21 protein-coding genes and 1 other RNA gene are annotated in these 21,227 nt (G+C 32.1%); 3 read left to right on the top strand and 19 right to left on the bottom strand.

Annotation, left to right across the window (positions count from 1 at the left end):
• Positions 1-6: 6 nt before the first annotated feature.
• The 4 genes from OZJ21_RS04530 to groES all read right to left on the bottom strand — a co-directional run bounded on the left by OZJ21_RS04530 (position 7) and on the right by groES (position 6,551).
• Positions 7-1,836, bottom strand: a complete 1,830-nt coding sequence (locus tag OZJ21_RS04530; RefSeq protein ID WP_003700646.1) for an APC family permease — start codon at positions 1,834-1,836, stop codon at positions 7-9.
• Between the two features lie 183 nt (positions 1,837-2,019).
• Positions 2,020-4,422: a cation-translocating P-type ATPase gene (locus OZJ21_RS04525; protein WP_201897567.1), complete on the bottom strand. Its 2,403-nt coding sequence runs from the start codon at positions 4,420-4,422 to the stop codon at positions 2,020-2,022.
• A gap of 192 nt (positions 4,423-4,614) precedes the next feature.
• The gene (gene groL / locus OZJ21_RS04520; protein ID WP_003706536.1) at positions 4,615-6,237 is read right to left on the bottom strand and encodes a chaperonin GroEL; all 1,623 of its coding nucleotides are present in this window, start codon (positions 6,235-6,237) and stop codon (positions 4,615-4,617) included.
• A 29-nt stretch (positions 6,238-6,266) separates the two neighbouring features.
• Positions 6,267-6,551 carry a co-chaperone GroES gene (gene groES, locus OZJ21_RS04515; RefSeq protein WP_003706535.1) on the bottom strand — a complete coding sequence of 95 codons (285 nt, stop codon included), beginning with the start codon at positions 6,549-6,551 and terminating at the stop codon, positions 6,267-6,269.
• Positions 6,552-6,746: 195 nt separating this feature from the next.
• Between groES and OZJ21_RS04510 the strand changes: the two genes are divergently transcribed.
• Positions 6,747-7,376, top strand: a complete 630-nt coding sequence (locus OZJ21_RS04510; RefSeq protein WP_003710513.1) for a CPBP family intramembrane glutamic endopeptidase — start codon at positions 6,747-6,749, stop codon at positions 7,374-7,376.
• 103 nt (positions 7,377-7,479) lie between these two features.
• On the opposite strand, the gene OZJ21_RS04505 is transcribed toward OZJ21_RS04510, so the two are convergent.
• The gene (locus OZJ21_RS04505; protein WP_003710514.1) at positions 7,480-8,121 is read right to left on the bottom strand and encodes a redox-sensing transcriptional repressor Rex; all 642 of its coding nucleotides are present in this window, start codon (positions 8,119-8,121) and stop codon (positions 7,480-7,482) included.
• A 173-nt stretch (positions 8,122-8,294) separates the two neighbouring features.
• On the opposite strand from OZJ21_RS04505, the gene OZJ21_RS04500 reads away from it, so the two are divergent.
• Positions 8,295-10,244, top strand: coding sequence for an ABC-F family ATP-binding cassette domain-containing protein (locus OZJ21_RS04500; RefSeq protein WP_201897566.1), 1,950 nt, complete (start codon positions 8,295-8,297; stop codon positions 10,242-10,244).
• A 63-nt stretch (positions 10,245-10,307) separates the two neighbouring features.
• Here OZJ21_RS04500 and tsaD read toward each other — a convergent pair whose 3' ends face one another.
• The 3 genes from tsaD to tsaB are packed head-to-tail and all read right to left on the bottom strand — an operon-like array spanning position 10,308 to position 12,605.
• Positions 10,308-11,339 (bottom strand): tRNA (adenosine(37)-N6)-threonylcarbamoyltransferase complex transferase subunit TsaD, encoded by a 1,032-nt coding sequence (gene tsaD / locus OZJ21_RS04495; protein WP_003710516.1) that lies wholly within the window; start codon positions 11,337-11,339, stop codon positions 10,308-10,310.
• Positions 11,340-11,362: 23 nt separating this feature from the next.
• Positions 11,363-11,887: a ribosomal protein S18-alanine N-acetyltransferase gene (gene rimI, locus OZJ21_RS04490; protein ID WP_235720951.1), complete on the bottom strand. Its 525-nt coding sequence runs from the start codon at positions 11,885-11,887 to the stop codon at positions 11,363-11,365.
• A complete protein-coding gene (gene tsaB, locus OZJ21_RS04485; RefSeq protein WP_099459693.1) occupies positions 11,874-12,605 on the bottom strand; it encodes a tRNA (adenosine(37)-N6)-threonylcarbamoyltransferase complex dimerization subunit type 1 TsaB in 732 nt (243 codons plus the stop codon). Before tsaB ends, rimI begins: the two co-directional genes overlap by 14 nt.
• A 151-nt stretch (positions 12,606-12,756) precedes the next feature.
• Between tsaB and OZJ21_RS04480 the strand changes: the two genes are divergently transcribed.
• Positions 12,757-13,737 carry an asparaginase gene (locus OZJ21_RS04480; protein ID WP_003706526.1) on the top strand — a complete coding sequence of 327 codons (981 nt, stop codon included), beginning with the start codon at positions 12,757-12,759 and terminating at the stop codon, positions 13,735-13,737.
• A gap of 59 nt (positions 13,738-13,796) precedes the next feature.
• Here the strand turns inward: OZJ21_RS04480 and OZJ21_RS04475 are convergent, their stop codons facing one another.
• The 11 genes from OZJ21_RS04475 to tadA all read right to left on the bottom strand — a co-directional run bounded on the left by OZJ21_RS04475 (position 13,797) and on the right by tadA (position 21,215).
• On the bottom strand, positions 13,797-14,534 hold the full coding sequence (locus OZJ21_RS04475; protein ID WP_099459692.1) for an acyl-[acyl-carrier-protein] thioesterase: 738 nt from the start codon (positions 14,532-14,534) through the stop codon (positions 13,797-13,799).
• 11 nt (positions 14,535-14,545) lie between these two features.
• Positions 14,546-15,427 carry a 16S rRNA (cytidine(1402)-2'-O)-methyltransferase gene (gene rsmI / locus OZJ21_RS04470; RefSeq protein ID WP_004564334.1) on the bottom strand — a complete coding sequence of 294 codons (882 nt, stop codon included), beginning with the start codon at positions 15,425-15,427 and terminating at the stop codon, positions 14,546-14,548.
• The gene (locus tag OZJ21_RS04465) at positions 15,427-15,771 is read right to left on the bottom strand and encodes a DNA replication initiation control protein YabA (RefSeq protein WP_003700660.1); all 345 of its coding nucleotides are present in this window, start codon (positions 15,769-15,771) and stop codon (positions 15,427-15,429) included. Before OZJ21_RS04465 ends, rsmI begins: the two co-directional genes overlap by 1 nt.
• 14 nt (positions 15,772-15,785) lie before the next feature.
• Positions 15,786-16,778: a DNA polymerase III subunit delta' gene (holB, locus tag OZJ21_RS04460; RefSeq protein ID WP_099459691.1), complete on the bottom strand. Its 993-nt coding sequence runs from the start codon at positions 16,776-16,778 to the stop codon at positions 15,786-15,788.
• A 34-nt stretch (positions 16,779-16,812) separates the two neighbouring features.
• Positions 16,813-17,439, bottom strand: coding sequence for a dTMP kinase (gene tmk / locus OZJ21_RS04455; RefSeq protein WP_003703369.1), 627 nt, complete (start codon positions 17,437-17,439; stop codon positions 16,813-16,815).
• A 119-nt stretch (positions 17,440-17,558) separates the two neighbouring features.
• Positions 17,559-17,798, bottom strand: a complete 240-nt coding sequence (locus OZJ21_RS04450; RefSeq protein ID WP_011476227.1) for a YaaL family protein — start codon at positions 17,796-17,798, stop codon at positions 17,559-17,561.
• 13 nt (positions 17,799-17,811) lie between these two features.
• Positions 17,812-18,411 (bottom strand): recombination mediator RecR, encoded by a 600-nt coding sequence (recR, locus tag OZJ21_RS04445; protein ID WP_004564332.1) that lies wholly within the window; start codon positions 18,409-18,411, stop codon positions 17,812-17,814.
• 26 nt (positions 18,412-18,437) lie between these two features.
• On the bottom strand, positions 18,438-18,752 hold the full coding sequence (locus OZJ21_RS04440) for a YbaB/EbfC family nucleoid-associated protein (protein WP_080550229.1): 315 nt from the start codon (positions 18,750-18,752) through the stop codon (positions 18,438-18,440).
• 17 nt (positions 18,753-18,769) lie between these two features.
• Positions 18,770-20,509, bottom strand: a complete 1,740-nt coding sequence (dnaX, locus tag OZJ21_RS04435) for a DNA polymerase III subunit gamma/tau (RefSeq protein WP_034997825.1) — start codon at positions 20,507-20,509, stop codon at positions 18,770-18,772.
• Between the two features lie 78 nt (positions 20,510-20,587).
• Positions 20,588-20,673, bottom strand: an RNA gene (gene ffs / locus OZJ21_RS04430) — signal recognition particle sRNA small type.
• 41 nt (positions 20,674-20,714) lie between these two features.
• Positions 20,715-21,215 carry a tRNA adenosine(34) deaminase TadA gene (gene tadA, locus OZJ21_RS04425; RefSeq protein ID WP_003703380.1) on the bottom strand — a complete coding sequence of 167 codons (501 nt, stop codon included), beginning with the start codon at positions 21,213-21,215 and terminating at the stop codon, positions 20,715-20,717.
• Positions 21,216-21,227 lie beyond the last annotated feature (12 nt).

Below are 21,227 nucleotides of genomic sequence, written 5' to 3'. Positions count from 1 at the left end.
TTTTAATTATTTTTTCAAATGATAATTATAAGTTGAAACAATGATGTTTTCTCGAGAATTCAAAGCTGTTCTTAAACGTAATGCTGTTTGGTTATGCAAGATATTTTGCCAAGGTTTCTTAGGTACAAATTGAGGTACCAAGACCGTAACTGAATAATTTCTTTCCGCAGCTTTCTTAGCAATAACATCACAGAATCTAATAACAGGTGTCTGAACCGAACGATAAGATGAATGTAAATCAACAAATCTCACATCGCCAAATGATTCCTTAAATTCCTTAGCAGTTTCGTGTTCTTTTTTAGGGTTAGTATCAAACGAAACATGCATTGCAATTACATAGTCACCAATTGAACGAGCATAGTTAATAGCACCAGTAGTTACATGAGTTACAGAACTAACTAATACAATAACAGTTGAACCGTCATAATCATGCAATTGAGCATCATTGCTTAATCTTAATTGAGCGGCAATCTTCACATAGTGATCGTGTATCTTATAGAATCCAAAAATCAATGCTGGCATGATAATCAAATATGGCCATACATTTGCAAAATGTAACCAGAACAAGAAAATAACTAGAGCCAATGAAATTAGAGCACCTACCAAATTAAACATTGAGTTTAAAATCCAATGTTTACCTCGTTCTCTAAACCAATGAATGATCATTCCAGACTGAGATAAAGTAAATGGCACAAACACACCTACTGCATATAAAGGTATCAATAGATTAGTTTGTCCATGGAAAATTAAAATCAAAGTAATCGCGCCAATTGCCAATGCAATAATACCATTAGAGTATCCTAAGCGATCACCCTTGTCCATAAACATATGTGGCATAAATTTATCCTTGGCAAGATTATATGCAAGGATTGGGAATGCTGAAAAACCTGTATTAGCAGCAACAGCTAAAATCATCGCAGTTGCCAATTGTAATAGATAAAATAGCACTCCATGCCCAAATACGGCAATACCTATTTGTGATAAAACTGTTTGCTTGGAATTAGGTAAAATACCTAAGTAGTAACTTAAGAATGTAATTCCAGCAAAGAAGATACCCAAAATCAATGCCATAATTCCTAATGTATTAGCAGCATTTTTACGTTTAGGTTTCTTAAAGTTTGGAACTGCATTACTAATAGCTTCAACCCCTGTTAATGAGGAAGAACCTGCAGAAAAAGCTTTTAAGAATAAAAGCACTGACATTCCAGGAACTGCTTGACCGACATGCGCAGCTGCAGCATAGTGGATATTACCTGTGAAGATATTAAACAATCCCCAACCCACCAAAGCTACAATCATAATTACAAAGAAATATACTGGAACCGTCAAAAATGAAGCTGATTCACGCAATCCTCTTAAATTCAAAGTCATAATGAACAGGACAATTAAAATAGATATACCTACACTATGAGCCCTCAAAGAAGGTATCGCAGAAGTGATTGCTTCTGTACCAGATGTTACAGATACAGCTACCGTAAGCATATAGTCAACTAATAAAGAACCTCCAGCTACTAATCCTGCACCTGTTCCCCAGTTCTGCGTAGCAACAACATAAGCACCACCACCAGAAGGATACGCATGGATAATTTGTCGATATGACATAGTTATTGCAAAAAGTAAAATCAATACTATTCCTGCTGCTGGAACTGCATACCATGTAGCTGCTGCAGATAAAACAAATAAAGCTGTTGTGATTTGTTCTGTACCATAAGCAACTGAGGATAAAGCATCTGATGAAAGTAATGCTAGAGCTTTAAATTTTGTTAACGCTTGGCCGCCTTCTTCTGTTGTCTTAAGCGGCTCCCCAATAAGTAATCTTTTTAAGTAACGCCACATAATAATTGCTCCCTTAATTTAATTATCTATTTTTCTCTTTTCTTAACTAAATGTTAAGAATATTTTGATACAAATTATATAAAATCATATTTCATTCAAAGTTTCAACAGCTATTTAATCAAAATGTTTAAAAAAGTAAATTTGTTAGAATTTTGTCACATAGGTCTCGTTAAAAATTAACCATTAATTATTAAAAATACTTTTGATTTTATTTCTAATTTTAATAAAACCATTTCGAACTAAGTTAACAATTTTGGTTGTATAACTTAATAACGTATTAATCGTTATTACAATTAATATTAATAAAACAATACATTCTTTTGATGGCAATGTGATGCCAAATAGCCATGGTAAAAACACACAACTTCCTATCAATCCTAAGATACATCCCACATAAACGGTTACTCTAAGGACATTGAATGGCTTACAAGTCTTATACAAAACTATCAATCCTACTATAGATAATAAAATAGTAGAAGCTGTTGAATAATCTGTATATTTTATTTCAAACATCGAAGCTAGAAGTACCATCATTTCCACAACTATCACATCAGTTATTCCTGCTGGAAAGGCCCTTAGTAATATATTAGATAAAAATCGCCCTTCTATCTTTTCTTTATTAGGTTGTAACGCTAGGAAAAAGGCTGGTATTCCAATTGTAAACATCCCTATCAATGAAACTTGTGCAGGCTTTAAAGGATAAGTAAATGATAAAATAACTGCTAACATTGATAAGAAAAAGGAAAATATATTCTTTACCAAAAACAAACTAGCAGAACGTTGAATGTTATTTACTACACGTCTTCCTTCTAAAACCACATCAGGCATACATGAAAAATTCGATTCCAACAGCACTACTTGCGATGAATAAACTGCAGCATCACTACCAGACGCCATAGCTATACTACAATCTGCATCTTTCAGTGCTAGCACGTCATTTACTCCATCGCCTGTCATAGCAACAGTTCTTCCTTGTTCTTTCAAAATTCGTATAATTTCTCTTTTTTGCGTTGGTGTCACCCTACCAAAAATATTATAGTTTTTAACTGCTTCAGCTAGGTCCTCTTTTGTCTCTAACTTTGTAGCATCAATGTACAAATCTGCATTTTCAATCTGTGCTTTTTTAGATATTTCTGAAACAGTTTGCGGATTATCTCCAGAAATAACCTTTACTTCTACTCCCTGCTCCTTAAAATAATTAAATGTTGCAGGTGCCTCTTTTCTTATGGGATTTGTTATTAATACATATCCTATAGGAATTACTTTACCTGTAATTTTCTTATCCATAAAACCATCTAAAGCTTTTCCAAACACTAGTACTCTGTATCCTTTTTTAGTATCTTCATTAATATTATCTTGATATAATGGAAAATCTTCACGCAATACAAATTCAGGAGCACCTAATATGTATGCATCATTTTCAAAAACAGCCCCACTATACTTATTTTTTGATGTAAATGGAATGATTTCACTTGCTATTACTTTACTCGTCTGTTTACAATAATTTCTTATAGCTTTCATAGTATTATTACTTTCATCTATTGCATAAACAAACTTTGCTAATAACTCTTCAAAGGCATCTCTGTTCTCTACATCGATTGCTTTTATTTTTTCTACTTTCATTTCATTTTCAGTAATTGTTCCTGTTTTATCTACACATAAAACATCTACCCTTGCTAGAGTTTCAATACTTTTCATATCATGAAGCAATACTTTTTTCTTAGCTAGCCTCATGGAACTAACAGCTAGTGCTACACTTGTTAACAAATACAGCCCCTCTGGTATCATACCTAAAACAGCTGCTACCATAGATGTTATATTGTCATGTAAACTTTCATGATTTATGAAAATCCCTTGTATAAATAAGACAATTCCAATCGGAACTAACGCTACACCTACAAATTTTACTAATATATCAAGATCTTGGATCATTTCAGAACGTTCAACATTTTTCATTTTCTTAGCTTCTAATGTTAACTTAGAAATATATGAGTCTTTGCCAACCGCTGTTAGTCTTGCTCTACACTTTCCAGCAATAATAAAGCTACCTGACATTAATTTATCTCCTGGCTTTTTAGGAATTTCATCAGACTCACCTGTCAATAAAGATTCGTTTACTAAAACTTCTCCACTTACAATTTCACTATCAGCTAAAATTTGATTCCCCATTTTAAAGATTACAATATCATCTAATACTAAATCTTCTGCATTTACTTGTGTAACCTCTCCATTTCTTACTACCATAGCCTGCGGAACATTTAGCATCGTTAACTTATCAACAACTTTTTTTGCCCTTAATTCTTGAATTATCCCAATAAAAATATTTGCAATAATAATCGGTAAAAAGGTTAAGTTTCTAAATGAATTTACTAAACATAAAAGTAAAGTTAATATTAAAAATATCAAATTAAAATATGTAAATATATTTTCTGCAACTATTTCTTTGGCAGTACGTACAGGTGGTTTCACTGCCTCATTACTCCAACCATTTTTCTTATATTTTTCCACTTGTTTATCCGTAAGCCCATAGTCTGCATTAGGAGTTATCCTATTTATGTCAATTTTTTCGTTACTTGATTTTTTCATTACTATCCCCCAATCCCTAACTATCACTAATGTTAGTATAACATGTAGGATATAATAAAATCATTGAACAATCTTTAACTTTTATATAATACATTTAAAATATTATATAATTTTAAAAAAATAAACACTGAAATTTCATGACTGAAATCTCAGTGTTTATTACTTATTTTAATTTAGTAATCTAAACCTAGATTACATCATACCACCCATACCTGGTGTTGCAGGCATTTGGTCGTTACTTTCTGGTTCTGGCTTATCAGCAACTACTGCTTCTGTTGTTAATAATAAAGCAGATACACTAGCTGCATTTTGAAGTGCTGAACGAGTTACCTTTGTAGGATCCACAATACCAGCTTCAACCATGTCAACCCATTCATTTGTAGCAGCATTGAAACCTACACCTGGTTTTTGTTCCTTTAATTTTTCAACAATTACAGAACCTTCTAAACCTGCATTTTCTGCGATTTGACGAACAGGTTCTTCCAAAGCACGTTTTACAATGTTAATACCTGTTTGTACGTCGCCTTCTTCTTCCAAAGCAGCAACTTTACCAATAACATTTACCAATGCTGTACCACCACCAGGAACAAATCCTTCTTCAACAGCAGCACGTGTAGCATTCAAAGCATCTTCAATACGGTACTTACGTTCTTTCAATTCTGTTTCAGTTGCAGCACCAACTTTAATAACTGCAACACCACCAGATAATTTAGCCAAACGTTCTTGTAATTTTTCACGATCAAAATCAGAAGTTGTTTCACTAATTTGCTTCTTAATTTGTTCTACACGTTCAGCAATCTTGTCCTTATCACCAGCACCTTCAACAATTGTTGTATTTTCCTTAGTTACTGTTACTTTTCCAGCAGAACCTAATTGTTCAACTGTTGTATCTTTCAATTGTAAGCCTAAGTCATCTGTGATAACAGTAGCACCTGTCAATGTAGCAATATCTTGTAACATTGCCTTACGACGATCGCCAAATCCTGGAGCTTTAACTGCAACAACGTTAAATGTTCCACGAATCTTGTTCAAAACAAGTGTAGGTAATGCTTCACCGTCTACATCATCAGCAATAATCAATAATGGACGACCTTGTTGTACAATTGATTGCAATAATGGTAATACTTCTTGAATGTTTGAAATCTTCTTATCTGTTAATAAAATGTATGGATTATCTAAATCAGCTTCCATCTTATCATTATCAGTTACCATATATTGTGATAGATATCCTCTATCAAATTGCATACCTTCAACAACATCTAAAGAAGTATCGATACCTTTAGATTCTTCAATTGTAATAACACCATCATTACCAACTTTTTCCATAGCATCGGCAATTAATTTACCAACTTCTTCGTTAGCAGATGAAATAGAAGCAACTTGTGCAATATCACTCTTGGATTCTACTGTATGGGACATTTCATGTAATGCATCAACTGCAGCCTTAGTTGCTAATTCAATACCACGACGAATTCCAACTGGGTTTGCACCAGCAGTTACATTCTTCATACCTTCATTTACAATAGCTTGTGTTAAAACAGTAGCAGTTGTTGTACCATCACCTGCAATATCATTTGTCTTAGAAGCAACTTCAGACACCAATTTTGCTCCCATATTTTCGAAATGATCTTCTAAATCAATAGCCTTAGCAATTGTTACACCATCATTTGTAATTGTGGGGGAACCATAAGATTGTTCCAAAACAACATTACGGCCTTTAGGACCAATAGTTGATTTTACTGTATTTGCTAATTTATCTACACCCTTCAACATCTTTGAACGAGCATCTTCTGAAAACTTAATTTCCTTTGCCATAAATCTCTTCACCTCAAATTAATTAAAAATTAATCTATAACCGCAATAATGTCATTTTCACGGATTACTAAATATTCTTCGCCTTCATATTTAACTTCAGAACCAGCATACTTATCAAAAACAACTGATTGACCAACTTTTACTTCAGGTTCAACCCTTTGTCCATTGTCTAAGATACGTCCGTTACCAACAGCAATTACTTCACCTGTTGTAGGCTTTTCTTTTGCATTACTTGCGATAACAATTCCACCAATGGATTGTTCTTCTTCCTTTTGAACTTTTAAAACAACGCGATCTCCTAATGGTTTAAGCACGTCTAATCCCTCCAATATCAATCATCTGTATCATTTAGCACTCTCAACTCTTGAGTGCTAACTACAATTAATACTATAACCACTTTAAATATAAATTGCAAGTATTTTTTATCACTCGACACATTAGAGTGCTAATTTTTTTATTTGACCTGTTAATGGTACAATTAAACTTAAAAATGAAAGGTGATAATTAATTTGGAACAAAGAAATTCTATTCCCTTATTGCTAACCTATATTGGTTATCAAATTTTGTTAGCAATATTCAATATTTTTTATAATCAAAGTCATAATTTTTATTTGGTTGAAACTATTATTGGAATACTCTGCATGTTGTTTATTGTTTATCTCAATCATAGATTCTCTTTTAAAAATAAATTAGAATATAAAACTATTAAACTTAAATCTATTTTACTCTGGAGTATCCTTGGTATGGTCGGTGCCCTCATAATTCAAATTGGATTATCTCGTATCGAATCAGGACTTTTTCATTTTTCATCATATTCAGCTAATACTAACCTATTGTTAGAAATTGTTCACCATTACCCATACTACATTTTAGTACCTGGAATTGTTGCACCTGTAATGGAAGAGTTAATTTTTAGAAAAGTTTTATTTGGAAATTTTTCAAGATTCATCCCTTTTCTACCTGCTGCCTTAATTTCCAGTCTTCTATTTAGTTTAGCTCATATGGATGGTCATTTCCTTATCTATGCTAGTATTGGCCTTTTGTTTTGCTATATTTACTATCGGACTGGAACGATTATTACTTCTACTTTTAGTCATATATTTCTAAACTTGTTTATTATACTTCTATCATCGCTTTAGAAGTTATTAATATCAAAAAATTGCTGAAGATTAATGTGATTAGATAACATCATAATCTTCAGCAATTTTTATTTTGAGACTCATTTCGGTCTTCTATGTAACACTACTCTTCTGTGCTTCCAAAATGATTCAAGAAATAAATCAAAGTTTCCATTTCATTCGTCAAATCTACATTTTGCACACGTATATTTTCTGGTACAGTAATTCTAAGTGGTGTAAAATTCAATATTCCCCTTACACCAACTTCCACTAACTCATCTGTAACTTTTTGTGCTACAGGAGCTGGAACAGTTAAAATTACAATTTCAATTTGCTGTAACTTTAATTGTTCTTTCATATCAGACATTGGATATACTGGAATTCCACTTTGAATTGTTCCCGTAATATCTTCATTTACATCAAATGCTGCACTAATTCTTACATGATTACTTTGATGGAAATTAAAGTTCAATAAAGCATGTCCTAAATTACCAACCCCAACCAAAGCAACATTAGTTAACGTATCTTGATTTAATTGCTTAGTAAAAAAATCAAGTAAACTTTGTACATCATATCCGTAACCACGTTTACCTAAAGCACCAAAATACGAAAAATCACGTCGAATAGTAGCAGAATCTACTTTTACGGCTTCAGCTAATTCTGTTGAAGAAACTCTATTCTTTCCAGAATTAGATAATAGTCTTAGATAACGATAATATATCGGTAGACGTTTTGCAGTAGCCTGCGGAATCTTTACTTCTGCCATTAGACTTTCCTCTTTTCGTGAAATATTTAACATAAGTTTAACACATAGCTCCACAATTATACAATATATTGGCTTAATTATCATCTTTAACGTTTTTATTTGTGAAATTTCTATGTTACACTATAAATCGTCTTAGTGTTATAATACAGTAAATTAATAGAAAAGGTGATTTTATGCTACTTTTACAAGCACAGCAAGTTGCCCGACATTTTGGAGCAGATATCCTTTTTGAGAATGTCAATCTTGATATAAAAGATAATTCCAAGATCGCACTTGTTGGTCGCAACGGAGCAGGAAAATCTACACTAATAAAAATGTTAATCGGTGAATCACTTCCAGATGAAGGAAAAATCGTTACTAAACGAGATTTAACTATTGGATATTTAGCACAACATACAGGATTAGAATCTACTAAAAATGTATTAGATGAAATGTTAAGTGTCTTTGAACCCTTGCAAAAGATGGAAGCTAAGATTCATCAACTTGAAGAAAAGATTGCTTCTCCGTCAATTCCACATGAATCTAAGGAATATCAACAATTATTAAATCAATATGATCAATTACAACATGACTTCCAAGAAAATAATGGTTATGGTTATGAAAATGAAGTAAAAGCTGTTTTACATGGTTTCCAATTCTTTGAAGAAGACTATGGAAAAATGGTTTCTGACTTATCAGGTGGACAAAAAACTCGTTTAGCTTTAGCTAAATTACTTTTAGAAAAACGTGATTTATTAATCCTTGACGAACCTACTAACCACCTCGACATTGAAACTTTGACTTGGTTAGAAAATTATATCCAAGGTTATACCGGTGCCCTTTTAATTGTTTCACATGACCGCTACTTCTTAGATAAAGTTGTCAATGAAGTTTATGAATTAAGTCATCAACATTCTAGTCATTATGTTGGAAATTATTCTCATTATATTGAAGAAAAAGCTTCTCGCTTGCGTACTCAATGGAAAGAATATGAAAAGCAACAAGTGAAAATTCAAAAATTAGAGGATTTTGTTAATAAAAACTTAGTTCGAGCTTCCACAACTAAAAGAGCTCAAAGTAAAAGAAAACAATTAGAGAAAATGGATAGATTAGAGCGTCCTGAAGGTGAAGAAAAAGGCCCTCATTTTAAATTTCATGCTAGCAAGGAAAGTGGAAATGTAGTTTTAAAGGTTACAGATGCTGCTATTGGCTATGATTCAAAAGTTATTTCAAATCCTATCACTTTCGAATTACGCAAACATCATGCAATGGCTGTTGTCGGACCTAATGGAATTGGCAAATCCACCTTACTAAAGAGTATTTTAGGAAATATTCCTTTCATCCATGGATCTGCTACTTTTGGTACTAATGTTCAAACTGGGTACTACGATCAGGAACAACAAAACCTACATGATAAAAAAACTGTCTTAAATGAAATCTGGGATGATCATCCTAATATGTTAGAAAAAGACGTTCGCTCATTATTAGGTAGTTTCTTATTTGTCGGTGATGATGTTAAAAAAGTAGTACATAATCTTTCTGGTGGGGAAAAGGCCAGATTAACATTAACAAAACTTGCTCTACAAGAAGATAATTTCTTAATGCTCGACGAACCCACTAATCATTTAGATATAGATAGTAAAGAAGTATTAGAGAGTGCTTTAATTGATTTTGAAGGAACCATCTTATTTGTTTCCCATGACCGTTACTTCATCAATCAAGTCGCTGATACCGTTCTTGAAATCACTCCAGAGGGAAGTAACTTATACCTTGGTAACTATGATTATTATTTAGAGAAAAAAGCTGAATTAGAAGCAATTGAAGCAGCTAAAGAGGCAGAACAATCTCAAGATGATCAACAAGTTTCAAAAACTTCTCAAAAGCAACTTAACTATAAGAAAAGTAAAGAATTACAAAAACAACAGCGTAAATTACAACGTTTAGTTGATGATGCTGAATCTGAAATGGAACGTCTTGAAGAATTAAAAACTAATATAGAGCAAGAAATGACACTACCTGATAATTTCAATGATCCACAAAAAATGGATGAGTTACACACAAAGCTATCTAAGGCAACAAATGATTTAAATGAAGCCGAAAGTAAATGGACTGAACTAAGTTTAGAATTAGAAGGATTACAATAAAAAAGATGTAAGACTTAATACCAGAGTTATGCTCACTCTAGTCATACTAAGTCTCACATCTTTTTATTTTTCTACCATCCATTCAAATTCTAGACTTGGTTCAGCATTCAATGTCATGTCAGCTCGAACACCATGCTTGAAAGCCACATATCCAGCAGCACCTATCATCGCTGCATTATCACCACATAATTTCAAAGGTGCTTTCAACAATTCTACATCTTTAAATGCTGTTAATTCCTTATCTAATCTTGTTCTTAATCCTTGATTAGCAGCTACGCCTCCAGCAAGAATTAATTGTTTTACCTTAAAATGTCCCAATGCTTTGACAGTTTTGCTACTTAATACATCAACTACACTTTGTTCAAAACTTGTAGCTAAATCTGCCTTATCAAGTTTTTCTCCAATTTGACTAGCATGATGTACAGTGTTAATAAACGCACTCTTCAAACCACTGAAACTAAAATCAAAGTTATCTTCTTTCTCCATCGCTCTTGGAAAATTAAAAGTATCTTTCCCCGTTTTAGCTAATTCATCGATTTCCTTACCAGACGGATACTTCATTCCCATTACTCTACCTACTTTATCAAAAGCTTCTCCAGCTGCATCGTCACGAGTTTCACCAATTATTTGGAATTTATTTTCCTCAGGCATATATACTAATTCAGTATGTCCTCCCGATACTAATAAAGCTAAAGCTGGAAATTTTATCTCTCCTATAAATCTTGCGGCATAGATATGTCCAGCCATATGATTTACTGGAATTAATGGTAAATTATGTGCAAATGCAATGGCTTTAGCAGCAGCTACACCTACTAATAAAGCACCCACTAACCCTGGACCATAAGTCACTGCTATCGCATCCAAGTCCTCGTAATCTATATTAGCTTCATCAAGAGCATCTTGTATGCAATATGTTATCTGTTCAATGTGATGTCTTGAAGCAACTTCTGGAACAACCCCACCAAATCTTTGATGACTAGCCACTTGAGTTGCAACTATGTTTGACAAGATTTCATTTCCATTTTTTACTACTGCTACACTTGTCTCATCACAACTAGATTCAAAAGCTAAAATTATATTATCTTTTTTATCCATTATTCTCCACCTTAAATTTTAAATTATAAATAGACGTACATTTCTATTGCATCTTCCAAAGTTTCAGTATAATAATTTTTTAAGAATTTTCCTTCTTTAAAACCCATTTTAGCGTACAATGATTTCGCAATAATGTTATTATTGTTCACTTCTAAAGAAATTACTTTATAGCCTTCATCTTTGCAAAAATCCATTACTTTTTTCATCATAAACTTTGCTAGTCCTTGTCCTTGATATGGAGTAACAACTGCAAAATTAGTAATATGTGCTTCACATTTTAATGGATAAAAGTCTACACCTATAAATGCAATAACTTCATTTTTAGCTACTGCAGATATATAAATCGAACGTCTATTGTTCAACATTTCTTGCAAAAACGCTGTATGATTCCATGGTGTTTTTCCATCATAAACGTCTTCTTCAATTTGTAGAAAACTATTAATATCTGTAACTATAGCTTGCCTTAAAGTAATTCTATTTTGATATAAACATTCCTCAAAAGAATAAACTTTCTTATATTGTTTAAACATTGTTTTATAATTGGTCATTAAATTTTTTAACGTACTTAATTTTTTCATCACTATTCTTATCTAGCCACTGCTTTTCAGCTTGTGTTAATCTCAAATAATCTGGAATAAAATCGTTAATATTTTCTACTACGCTTTCTTTCTGTCCTAAAACACCTAACACCATTGCTGACGGATAATTATCTTTTCCTTCAGCAAAAATATAGTCTTCTCCAGTAAAGAATTCACCAATTTCTTTTTCTAACTTAATTGCATCTTCACCCACAAAGACAATTTCATTGCCTTTTAATTTTTCTTGAAGTTTTTCTAAAGAAATATGCCCGTCAGGCATTACATTAACCAATTCTCCATTTTCCCAACGATATACCCCGGCAAAAACATTTTGTCTTCTAGCGTCAAATAAAGGGACAATAATCCTATTAGTATTTTTATAGTTTGCCGCCAATACTTTTAAACTAGAAACCCCCACCAATTCTTTATTTAAAGTAAACGCAAAAGTCTTTGCCGTAGTAACTCCTATTCTTAAACCCGTATATGAACCTGGACCTTTAGCAACAACAAATCTATCTATTTCTTGAATCGTTGTTGCAGCTTTTTTTAATAAATCTTCTACAATTGGCATAAGTGTAGTACTATGATTTTTTAAAACATTAGTAGTAGTTTCTGCTAACAATCTTTTATCTTCTAATATTGCCACACTTAGAGGTCTATTAGACGTATCTATTGCCAATATTTTCATAATTATATTCACCTCGTTTGAGTTTTACTCGTATAATTTTATCACACTAACTTATTGATTAAAAATCTGTTATCTTAATTCTTTCTCGACATTCATTTTTTAGGTAGTTATAATTAGCTTACATATATTTATTCTTATGAGGTGGTTTAATTTGAAAAACATATTAATACTACATACTGGTGGAACAATTGCAATGTCTGAAGATCAAAATGGTGCTGTATCTCCCGATTCTTCTAATCCTCTTAATCAATTTGCTAATCCTTTTGCTGGAAAATTAAACTTAATTACTGAAGATATTTTCAATTATCCTTCTCCACATATTGGACCTAAACAAATGCTTCTACTGGAAAAAAGAATTTTACGTGCTGCTGATGAAAATATTGATGGTGTTGTTATCACTCACGGTACAGATACTCTTGAAGAAACTGCTTATTTTTTGGATTTAACCATTCCTAGTAAATTTCCTATCGTTATTACTGGTGCAATGCGATCCGCAAATGAAATTGGATCTGATGGTCTACATAATTTTCAAACAGCTATTCAAACTGCTGCTAGTGATGAAGCTCATGGTAAAGGTGTTTTAGTAGTAATGAATGATGAAATTCATACTGCTAGATATGTTACAAAAACTCATACAACCAATGTTGCAACTTTTAGAACTCCAACTTTTGGACCAATTGGTTTAGTATCTAAACATAAAGTTTCATTTTTTGAAGAGTTACTTAGACATACTGCCTTACCTATCCAAAATGTTGTAAATCATGTATATTTATTAAAAGCATATGCTGGTATGGATAATGAACTTTTTAATTTTATTGCTAGCGATACAAGTAATACTAATGGTTTAGTTATAGAAGCTCTTGGTGCTGGAAACCTTCCACCACATGTACTTCCTAGTTTAAAGAAAATCATTGATAAAAATATTCCTGTCGTTTTAGTTTCTAGATGTTTTAATGGTATCGCTGAAGATGTTTATTCTTACGAAGGTGGCGGTGTTCAGTTAAAGGAGATGGGCGTCATATTCTGCCAAGGATTAAATGGTCAAAAAGCTCGAATAAAATTATTAGTTGGTATTAGTGCCGGCTTGAAAGGTAAAGATTTAGTTAATTTTGTTAGCGATGCAATCTCATAATAATAAAATAAGCACTGACAATAGAATTATTATTCTATCTATTGTCAGTGCCTTTTCTTTTATATCCACTCACATTCAGCTAAACATGATACTTTATCATTATTCTTAACTTCATGTAAAGTAGTAATTGTATCATTACTATTTATTATTTGGATATTGCTTGTTACTATATCACCATATGTAATTTCTTGTTTATACTGAATATTTATCTTCTTTAGCGTATGTTTGCTAAGAAAATCATAGTCTAACGTATCTAACATCCAGTCAAAGTAGTGTACATTATTAACGTGATGATTTGAATCTATATCCATAAAACGAACTTGATATTTTTTATGATTGTCTATTTCCTTTATCTTTTTAACATTTTTATATCGTTTCACCTTAGGAGTTTCAGTTGCCCCAAAAGGTATAATAAGTTCTGGTACAATCTGAGAAATTTTTCTATTTTTAAAATCCATTAATACAAAGATTGTATGCATCCTTACTAACGGATTATCATCCATATCATCTATTCCAAATTCGCGATAACAAAAATATTTATTATAAGAATCTGCTTCTGTCCAAATTTTAACTTCCTCATTTATCTTAGGAAGGCGTTCAATCTCCAAAACATGTTGAGTAATAACCCATCCATATCCTAGACCATTTACTTTATCTGTTCCTATACCTAATTGTTCACTCTGATTTTCCGATGCTAACATCATCAAATCAACTAACATTCCAATATTTATATTCTTAGTTACATCAGTTTCGTAGAAAACTACCCGATGTTTCTCATTGTATCTCTTGGCTACCATTTATATTACCTCTAATCCAAATGATGATATAAATTGTATACTTCCTGTTTTTTTAGTCCATTTTCTTTAGCTACTTCTTTAATTGCTTGATTAGGTTTTAAATTCCTATCTTCAATCAACTCTTTTACCTGTTCTTCAATACTTAAATCAGTGGTTACCTTATTCTCTTCTACTTGTTCATTATGATTACCATCTAGTATTATTACAAATTCTCCACGAATCTCAGAAGTATTTGCCCATTCCATTACTTCTTCTAAATTTCCCCTAATAAATTCTTCGAATTTTTTAGTCAATTCGCGGCATAATACAACTTTTCTATTTCCCAGCACCTCTAACATATTCTTTAAGGTCTTTTTCAATCGATGTGGAGCTTCATAGAAAATAATTGTGCTAGTATGTCCTTTTAAATTCGTTAATTCTTGTTTCTGTTCACTATTTTTTCGTGGCAAGAAACCATAGAAATAAAATGGCTGTGGAATTAATCCCGAAGCTATTAACGCTGTTATACCTGCATTAGCTCCTGGTAGTGGTACAACTGGTATATCTTCTTTAATACACGCCTCAACCAATTCATGCCCAGGATCACTTATAGATGGCATACCTGCATCGCTAACTTGTGCAATATTTATACCTGTCTTTAACTTTTCAACTAACTTAGGTATTCTTTCCTGAGTGTTATGTTCATGAAAACTAATTTGTTTAGTACTGATATTAAAATGATTTAATAGCTTTTGGGTATTTCTAGTATCTTCTGCTGCTATTAAATCTACTTCACCTAAAACTTCTATCGCTCTAGGTGTCATATCTCCTAAGTTTCCAATAGGAGTTGGAACCAAATATAAAATTCCATTTGAAGTTTGTCCTTTGAAACTACTAATTACTTGTAATACCATTAATGCCTATCACCATATATCACATCCTGGCAAAATACACATGGCTCATCATTAACTCTTCGTGAACCATACATATTATCCACATTGCAGACATGAAATCCTTCCTCATACAATTTTTCTAAATTCTTTCTAGATTTAGAGAGTTCTGTTCCTTCCTTGTTGCCTTTTTGTTTCTGCTCAATTTCATGCAAATGTTCTCTTAAATGTTGATTTTCAATTTCTAACTCTGCATTCTTTTCAATTACTTTACCCATCTCAGCTTTTATCCGTTCAATTTGAGATAATGTAAATTTTGTTTGTTTCTCCAATTCTTCAAAACTATCATATAGTTCTCGTTTATTCACAGTACCACTCCTATTTATTTAAAATAGCAATCAAACAAATTTAACGTTAAAGTTTCTAACATATTTTGCATAGATATATTACTTGCTAACTTTCTATTGCTTTCTACCACCAAATTTAAGCTATTAATCAATTTACTATTTGCTATCTGTGCAGTATTTTGTTGGATAAAATCTATATTTTCTTTAAAGACTATTTCTTCTGTCAATCCAAAACGTTCTAAAACTGTATCACGTACAGTTAATATTATAACTTGTAATACTAGATTTTGATCTTCTTTATTTTGAATAAGTCCGATAATTTTTGATTGAATCATTACAAATGATAATAAATCTTTTCTTAACAATTTTCGATACCAATTATTGACAGTTGCTAAAATCTTATCAAAATTTTCATTATCATTAATTTTTTTAGCCTCAACTACACTTTGAGCAAGATTGGCTAAAATATGACTATTTTTCTCAGAAATACCTTCTGAAATTAATTCTTGCTCCAATTGTCCAGAAGTAAGTTGTTGCATTTCAACTTCTTGACACCTTGAAATAATAGTTGGTAACAATTTTTGTGGTTCTGATGTTAATAAAAAAGCTGTTATATTTCCAGATGGTTCTTCCAAGAATTTCAATAAACTATTTGCAGCTCCAATTGACATTTTCTGAGCATCTTGGATAATAAATACTTTCCTATCACTTTCTACCCCACTCTTATTAAACTCCGACTTCAAATATCTTATTTGCTCAACTTTTATTGATAATCCGTCTGGCATAATAGTAACTACATCTGGGTGATTATTATTCTCAATTCTATTACATTCAGAACACTTTAAACAAGGTACTCCATTTTGTGAATTTAAACAGAATATCCCCTTAGCAATCCACTTTGCTAATTCTATTTTTCCAGTACCTTCAGCGCCTGATAGTAAATATGCATGTACCAGCTTGTTTTCTCTAATCAATTTTGCAAAATGTTTCGTTAAAAACGGTTGTCTTTCCGTTATAGACATTTTCATTTTAGTTGGATACCTCTAATTCTAACTATGGAAATTACATAAAATTATTTAAAATAGATAATGTATCATCTATAACCTTATCTAAATTTTGGCTTGCATCAATAACTTTAATTCTTTCTTTGTTGCTTTCAGCTAATGATAAATAAGCTTGTCTTACCTTATGATAAAAATCCATAGATTCTTTATCTAATCTATCTACTTGATTTTGACGATTATTGCTAATTCTCTTCAAACTTATCTCCGGTTCAACATCATAGTATAAAGTTAAATCTGGTTTGAGATTTTCAGTAGCAAACTCATTTAATTTAATAACTGGCTCTACACCTATATCCCTAGCTACTCCTTGATATACTACAGAACTATCAACAAAACGATCACATAGGACTAACTTTCCTTCATTCAAAGCTGGTAGTACTGTATCAACTAAATGTTGTCGTCTAGCTGCCGCATATAGTAATGCCTCTGTTCTTGCATCCATTTCCGTATATTCAACATTTAAAATGATCTTTCTGATAGCTTCTGATATTCTATTTCCACCGGGTTCTCTGGTCCAAATATAATTATCTATTTTCTTACCATTTAGATGCTCTATAACACCCTTTAATACACTTGTTTTACCTGAACCATCAATACCTTCAAATGTTATAAATTTTCCTTCCAATAAAAAAACCTCATTGCATATAATATTAATTCAATTCTACTTTAATTTTTTCTTTATGTCTAATTGCAAAAAATAAAAAGAGGAACTGCTATTTTAAATTACAATTCCTCTTTCTTTAATTAATGATCTATTACAGAGGATTGAATATGTCCCCTGACATTTCGCAACTTAGCTTCTTGATATAAAAATTGATATTTAGCTTTTGCAAGCTGAGTTTCAGCCACTAATTCCTCATCTACTTCATATACAGCTTGTTCTGTTTGTCTAGCGTGATCCCAATTTTTTTTAGCCTGATCTATTAAATAAAGTAGTTCTTCATCGTATTCTTTGCGTAATTTCTTTTTATTTCTACCGAACAGAATACCCACCACCTTAAATTTCTTGTCGTCCTTCAATAGCTTTAAATAATGTCATCTCATCTGCATATTCAATATCACTACCTACAGCTAATCCATGTGCTAATCTAGTAACCTTTATATTAGCTGGTTTTACTAAACGAGCAATGTACATAGCAGTTGCTTCTCCTTCAGGGGTTGCATTAGTAGCAATGATAACTTCCTTTATTGCTCCATTTTTCTGCAGTCTTCTTAAAAGAGAAGCAATATTTATATCTTCAGGACCTTTTCCTTCAATTGGAGATAATACACCATGGAGTACATGATACAAACCATGATACTCATTCATTCTTTCTAATGACATTACATCCTTTGGTTGTTCAACAACAACAACCTTACTATTATCTCGCGATTTATCAGCGCAAATCATGCAAGGATCACTTTCAGTAATATTGCCACAAATACTGCAATAACTTAAATCTCTTTTAGCAGAGATCAGAGATTGAGCAAATTCAGTCACATCATCCTCTTGCATATCAATTGTATAGAATGCTAATCTAGTTGCCGTTTTACTACCAATTCCTGGTAATTTCATATAACTATCAATTAATTTAGAAATAGGTTCTGGATATTGCATCTAATAACCCCTTCCTTCTAGAAAAATTATAGTCCTGGAATATTACGAGAATATTTGCCCATTGTTTCTTGTGTTTGTTTATCAATCTTGTTCATAGCATCATTAACTGCCATAAGTACTAAATCTTGTAACATATCTACGTCATCTGGATCAACAGCTTCTTCCTTGATAGATATATCTGTCATCTTGTGATCACCAGTAAATTTTACTACTACAGCATCATCAGCTGCATGACCTTCAAAAATAGTTGCATTTAGCTCATCTTGATCCTTTTTCATATTCTTTTGTAGTTTTTGCATTTGTTTCATCATACTTTGCATGTTCATACCACGCATCATTATTCATCATATCCTTTCAATTAATCATTTTTTATTTCAACAATGTCTGTACCAAATAGTTCCTCAGCTTTTTGTATAATAGTTGGCTGAGTTGAAGCAGATTGATCATTATTATCCTGAGATTGTTCATTTGTATCATCAGTAATAACTACTGTCCCATTTTTTCTTTGTTTAAGATAGTTACTTCTTATTTCAGGCCAATTTTCTACTGGAATCAATACTAAACTTGGAACCTTTCCAATTAGTCTATCTAATCCATTTTCCAGAGTATCTATCAACTCTTGGTCTTCAAGAGCCTTTTGGCATAAAAATGCATATTCAAAGCCAACAACAACACCATTTTCACTAGCTGCAACAGGCTCACTAACATGCATAATTGCTCTTTGAGTAACAGATAACATATTCATTAAATCTGGCCAAACTTGCTTCAATTCATTTAGTGATTGCCTTGTAGCATTGTTTAATACACTATAAACTTGTGACAAATTAATTTTAACATTTTTTTGTCCCTTTGTTGTATTTTTTCTAACTTGCTTTCTAGGTTCATTATTCTTTTCAATTTGAATTGTATTACTGGATAAACTATCCACTTTACGTTGTAAATTTTCTATTTTTTGCTTTAATAATTCAATTTGGCTCAAATCAACATTCGATACCCTATCAGCTTCACTGTTCGTACTTAATTGCGTTAGTTTGACAGTTAATACTTCCAAATAAATAGATTGGTGAGAACTGAATCTCATATTCTCTTGCTGTTTATTTAATTCATCTATGATTTGGTAAATTTGAGTAACATTTATTTGTTGAGATAATTTCTTAAATTTATCATCTAATAAACCTAATTCGCCATCAGAAACCATTTCTGGTGCTTGTTGGTATAATAGTAAATCCCTACAATAATTAATTAAGTCCTCAATTAAGCGATTGGCATCTTTACCTTGTTCTACAATCTGCTGAATTTCTTTTAAAGCATTAGTCGTATCTTTAGATAGTACAAATTTCAGATAATTAAATAGACTTTCTTGTGTAACACTCCCCGTTACTAATAATGCGTTATCTAAAGTAACATTATTATCACCAAAAGAGATTACTTGATCTAGTAAACTTAAAGCATCACGCATTCCACCTTCAGCAGCTTTAGCGATTACTTTTAAAGCTTTATCATCATAATCTACATTTTTTTGATCTAAAATATAAATCATTCTTTGTAAAATAGACTCAGCAGTTATTCTCTTAAAATCAAATCTCTGCGTTCTTGAGATGATAGTTGCCGGGATTTTATGCGGTTCCGTTGTAGCCAAGATAAAGACTACATTTGCTGGAGGTTCTTCAAGGGTCTTTAACAAAGCATTAAATGCACCAGTTGATAACATATGAACTTCATCAATAATGTATACTTTATAATCAGCTTCTGTGGGCGCATACTTTACTTTATCCCTAATATCTCTAATTTCCTCTACACCATTATTAGAAGCCGCGTCTATTTCAATAACGTCATTTAAACGCCCTTCCGTAATGGCCTTACATGTTTCACACTCGTTACAAGGCTCACCTTCTTTTGAAAAGCGACAATTTATAGCCTTGGCAAAAATCTTTGCTGCAGATGTCTTACCAGTTCCTCTAGGACCAGTAAATAAGTAAGCATGCGAGGTTTGGTGAGTTATAATTGCATTTTTCAGAGTTTTGGTCACCATTTCTTGACCAACTAGATCCATAAATCTTTGTGGACGCCAAACTCGATAAAGAGCCTGATAACTCAAAGAGACTCCTCCTTCCAAAATTCATCAAAAAAAATCTCTCGGTTGCTCCAAGAACAAAACCGAGAGTTAACATTTCATATTAACTTAAGGCACATGCGAACTCTGCTTAGTGCTGCTTCCTTCCGGACCTGACACGCTTCACAAAGACAACATTGCCTCAAGGCCTTGCGGCAAATACTATGATACACGAATTAGTCAAAAATATCTAGTCTTTCACTCGATTTTTTCTTTTTTTCTTCATTTTTTTCCTAATTGATTTAAAAAAATCTTTCAGAATAGAAGCACATTCATTTTCTAAAATTCCTTTTTCTACAAATGATTGATGATTAAATCTGCTATCTTCAAGTAAATTCATCAATGTTCCTACAGTTCCTGCTTTAGGATCAGATGCACCATAATATACTTCAGGAATTCTTGAATTAATAATCGCTCCACTGCACATTGGACAAGGTTCTAATGTTACAAAAAGTTGAGTATCGACTAACCTCCAACTATTAACTGTTTCATTTGCTTCCTCAATGGCTAACATTTCTGCATGTAGTGTAGCATTCTGACTATGTTCCCTTAAGTTATGCCCTCTCCCAATGATTTTTCCATCTTTTACAATTACACAGCCAATTGGCACCTCTCCAATCTTAGCTGCTAATTTTGCTTCAAATAAAGCTTCTTTCATAAATTTCACTTTTTGTTCATCAGTCAATGGCAAGAAAATCACCTC

The sequence above is a fragment of the Ligilactobacillus sp. UO.C109 genome (assembly GCF_026847815.1).
GTDB classification, from domain to species: domain Bacteria; phylum Bacillota; class Bacilli; order Lactobacillales; family Lactobacillaceae; genus Ligilactobacillus; species Ligilactobacillus salivarius.
The sequence above is the reverse complement of the archived record's forward strand: the minus strand, read 5'-3'. Positions and strand labels throughout refer to the sequence as shown.

Coding starts and splice junctions, on each gene's coding strand:
- OZJ21_RS04530 (WP_003700646.1), bottom strand. CDS start 1,836: ATGTGGCGTTACTTAAAAAGATTACTTATTGGGGAGCCGCTTAAGACA.
- OZJ21_RS04525 (WP_201897567.1), bottom strand. CDS start 4,422: ATGAAAAAATCAAGTAACGAAAAAATTGACATAAATAGGATAACTCCT.
- groL (WP_003706536.1), bottom strand. CDS start 6,237: ATGGCAAAGGAAATTAAGTTTTCAGAAGATGCTCGTTCAAAGATGTTG.
- OZJ21_RS04505 (WP_003710514.1), bottom strand. CDS start 8,121: ATGGCAGAAGTAAAGATTCCGCAGGCTACTGCAAAACGTCTACCGATA.
- OZJ21_RS04500 (WP_201897566.1), top strand. CDS start 8,295: ATGCTACTTTTACAAGCACAGCAAGTTGCCCGACATTTTGGAGCAGAT.
- tsaD (WP_003710516.1), bottom strand. CDS start 11,339: ATGGATAAAAAAGATAATATAATTTTAGCTTTTGAATCTAGTTGTGAT.
- rimI (WP_235720951.1), bottom strand. CDS start 11,887: ATGACCAATTATAAAACAATGTTTAAACAATATAAGAAAGTTTATTCT.
- tsaB (WP_099459693.1), bottom strand. CDS start 12,605: ATGAAAATATTGGCAATAGATACGTCTAATAGACCTCTAAGTGTGGCA.
- OZJ21_RS04475 (WP_099459692.1), bottom strand. CDS start 14,534: ATGGTAGCCAAGAGATACAATGAGAAACATCGGGTAGTTTTCTACGAA.
- rsmI (WP_004564334.1), bottom strand. CDS start 15,427: ATGGTATTACAAGTAATTAGTAGTTTCAAAGGACAAACTTCAAATGGA.
- holB (WP_099459691.1), bottom strand. CDS start 16,778: ATGAAAATGTCTATAACGGAAAGACAACCGTTTTTAACGAAACATTTT.
- recR (WP_004564332.1), bottom strand. CDS start 18,411: ATGCAATATCCAGAACCTATTTCTAAATTAATTGATAGTTATATGAAA.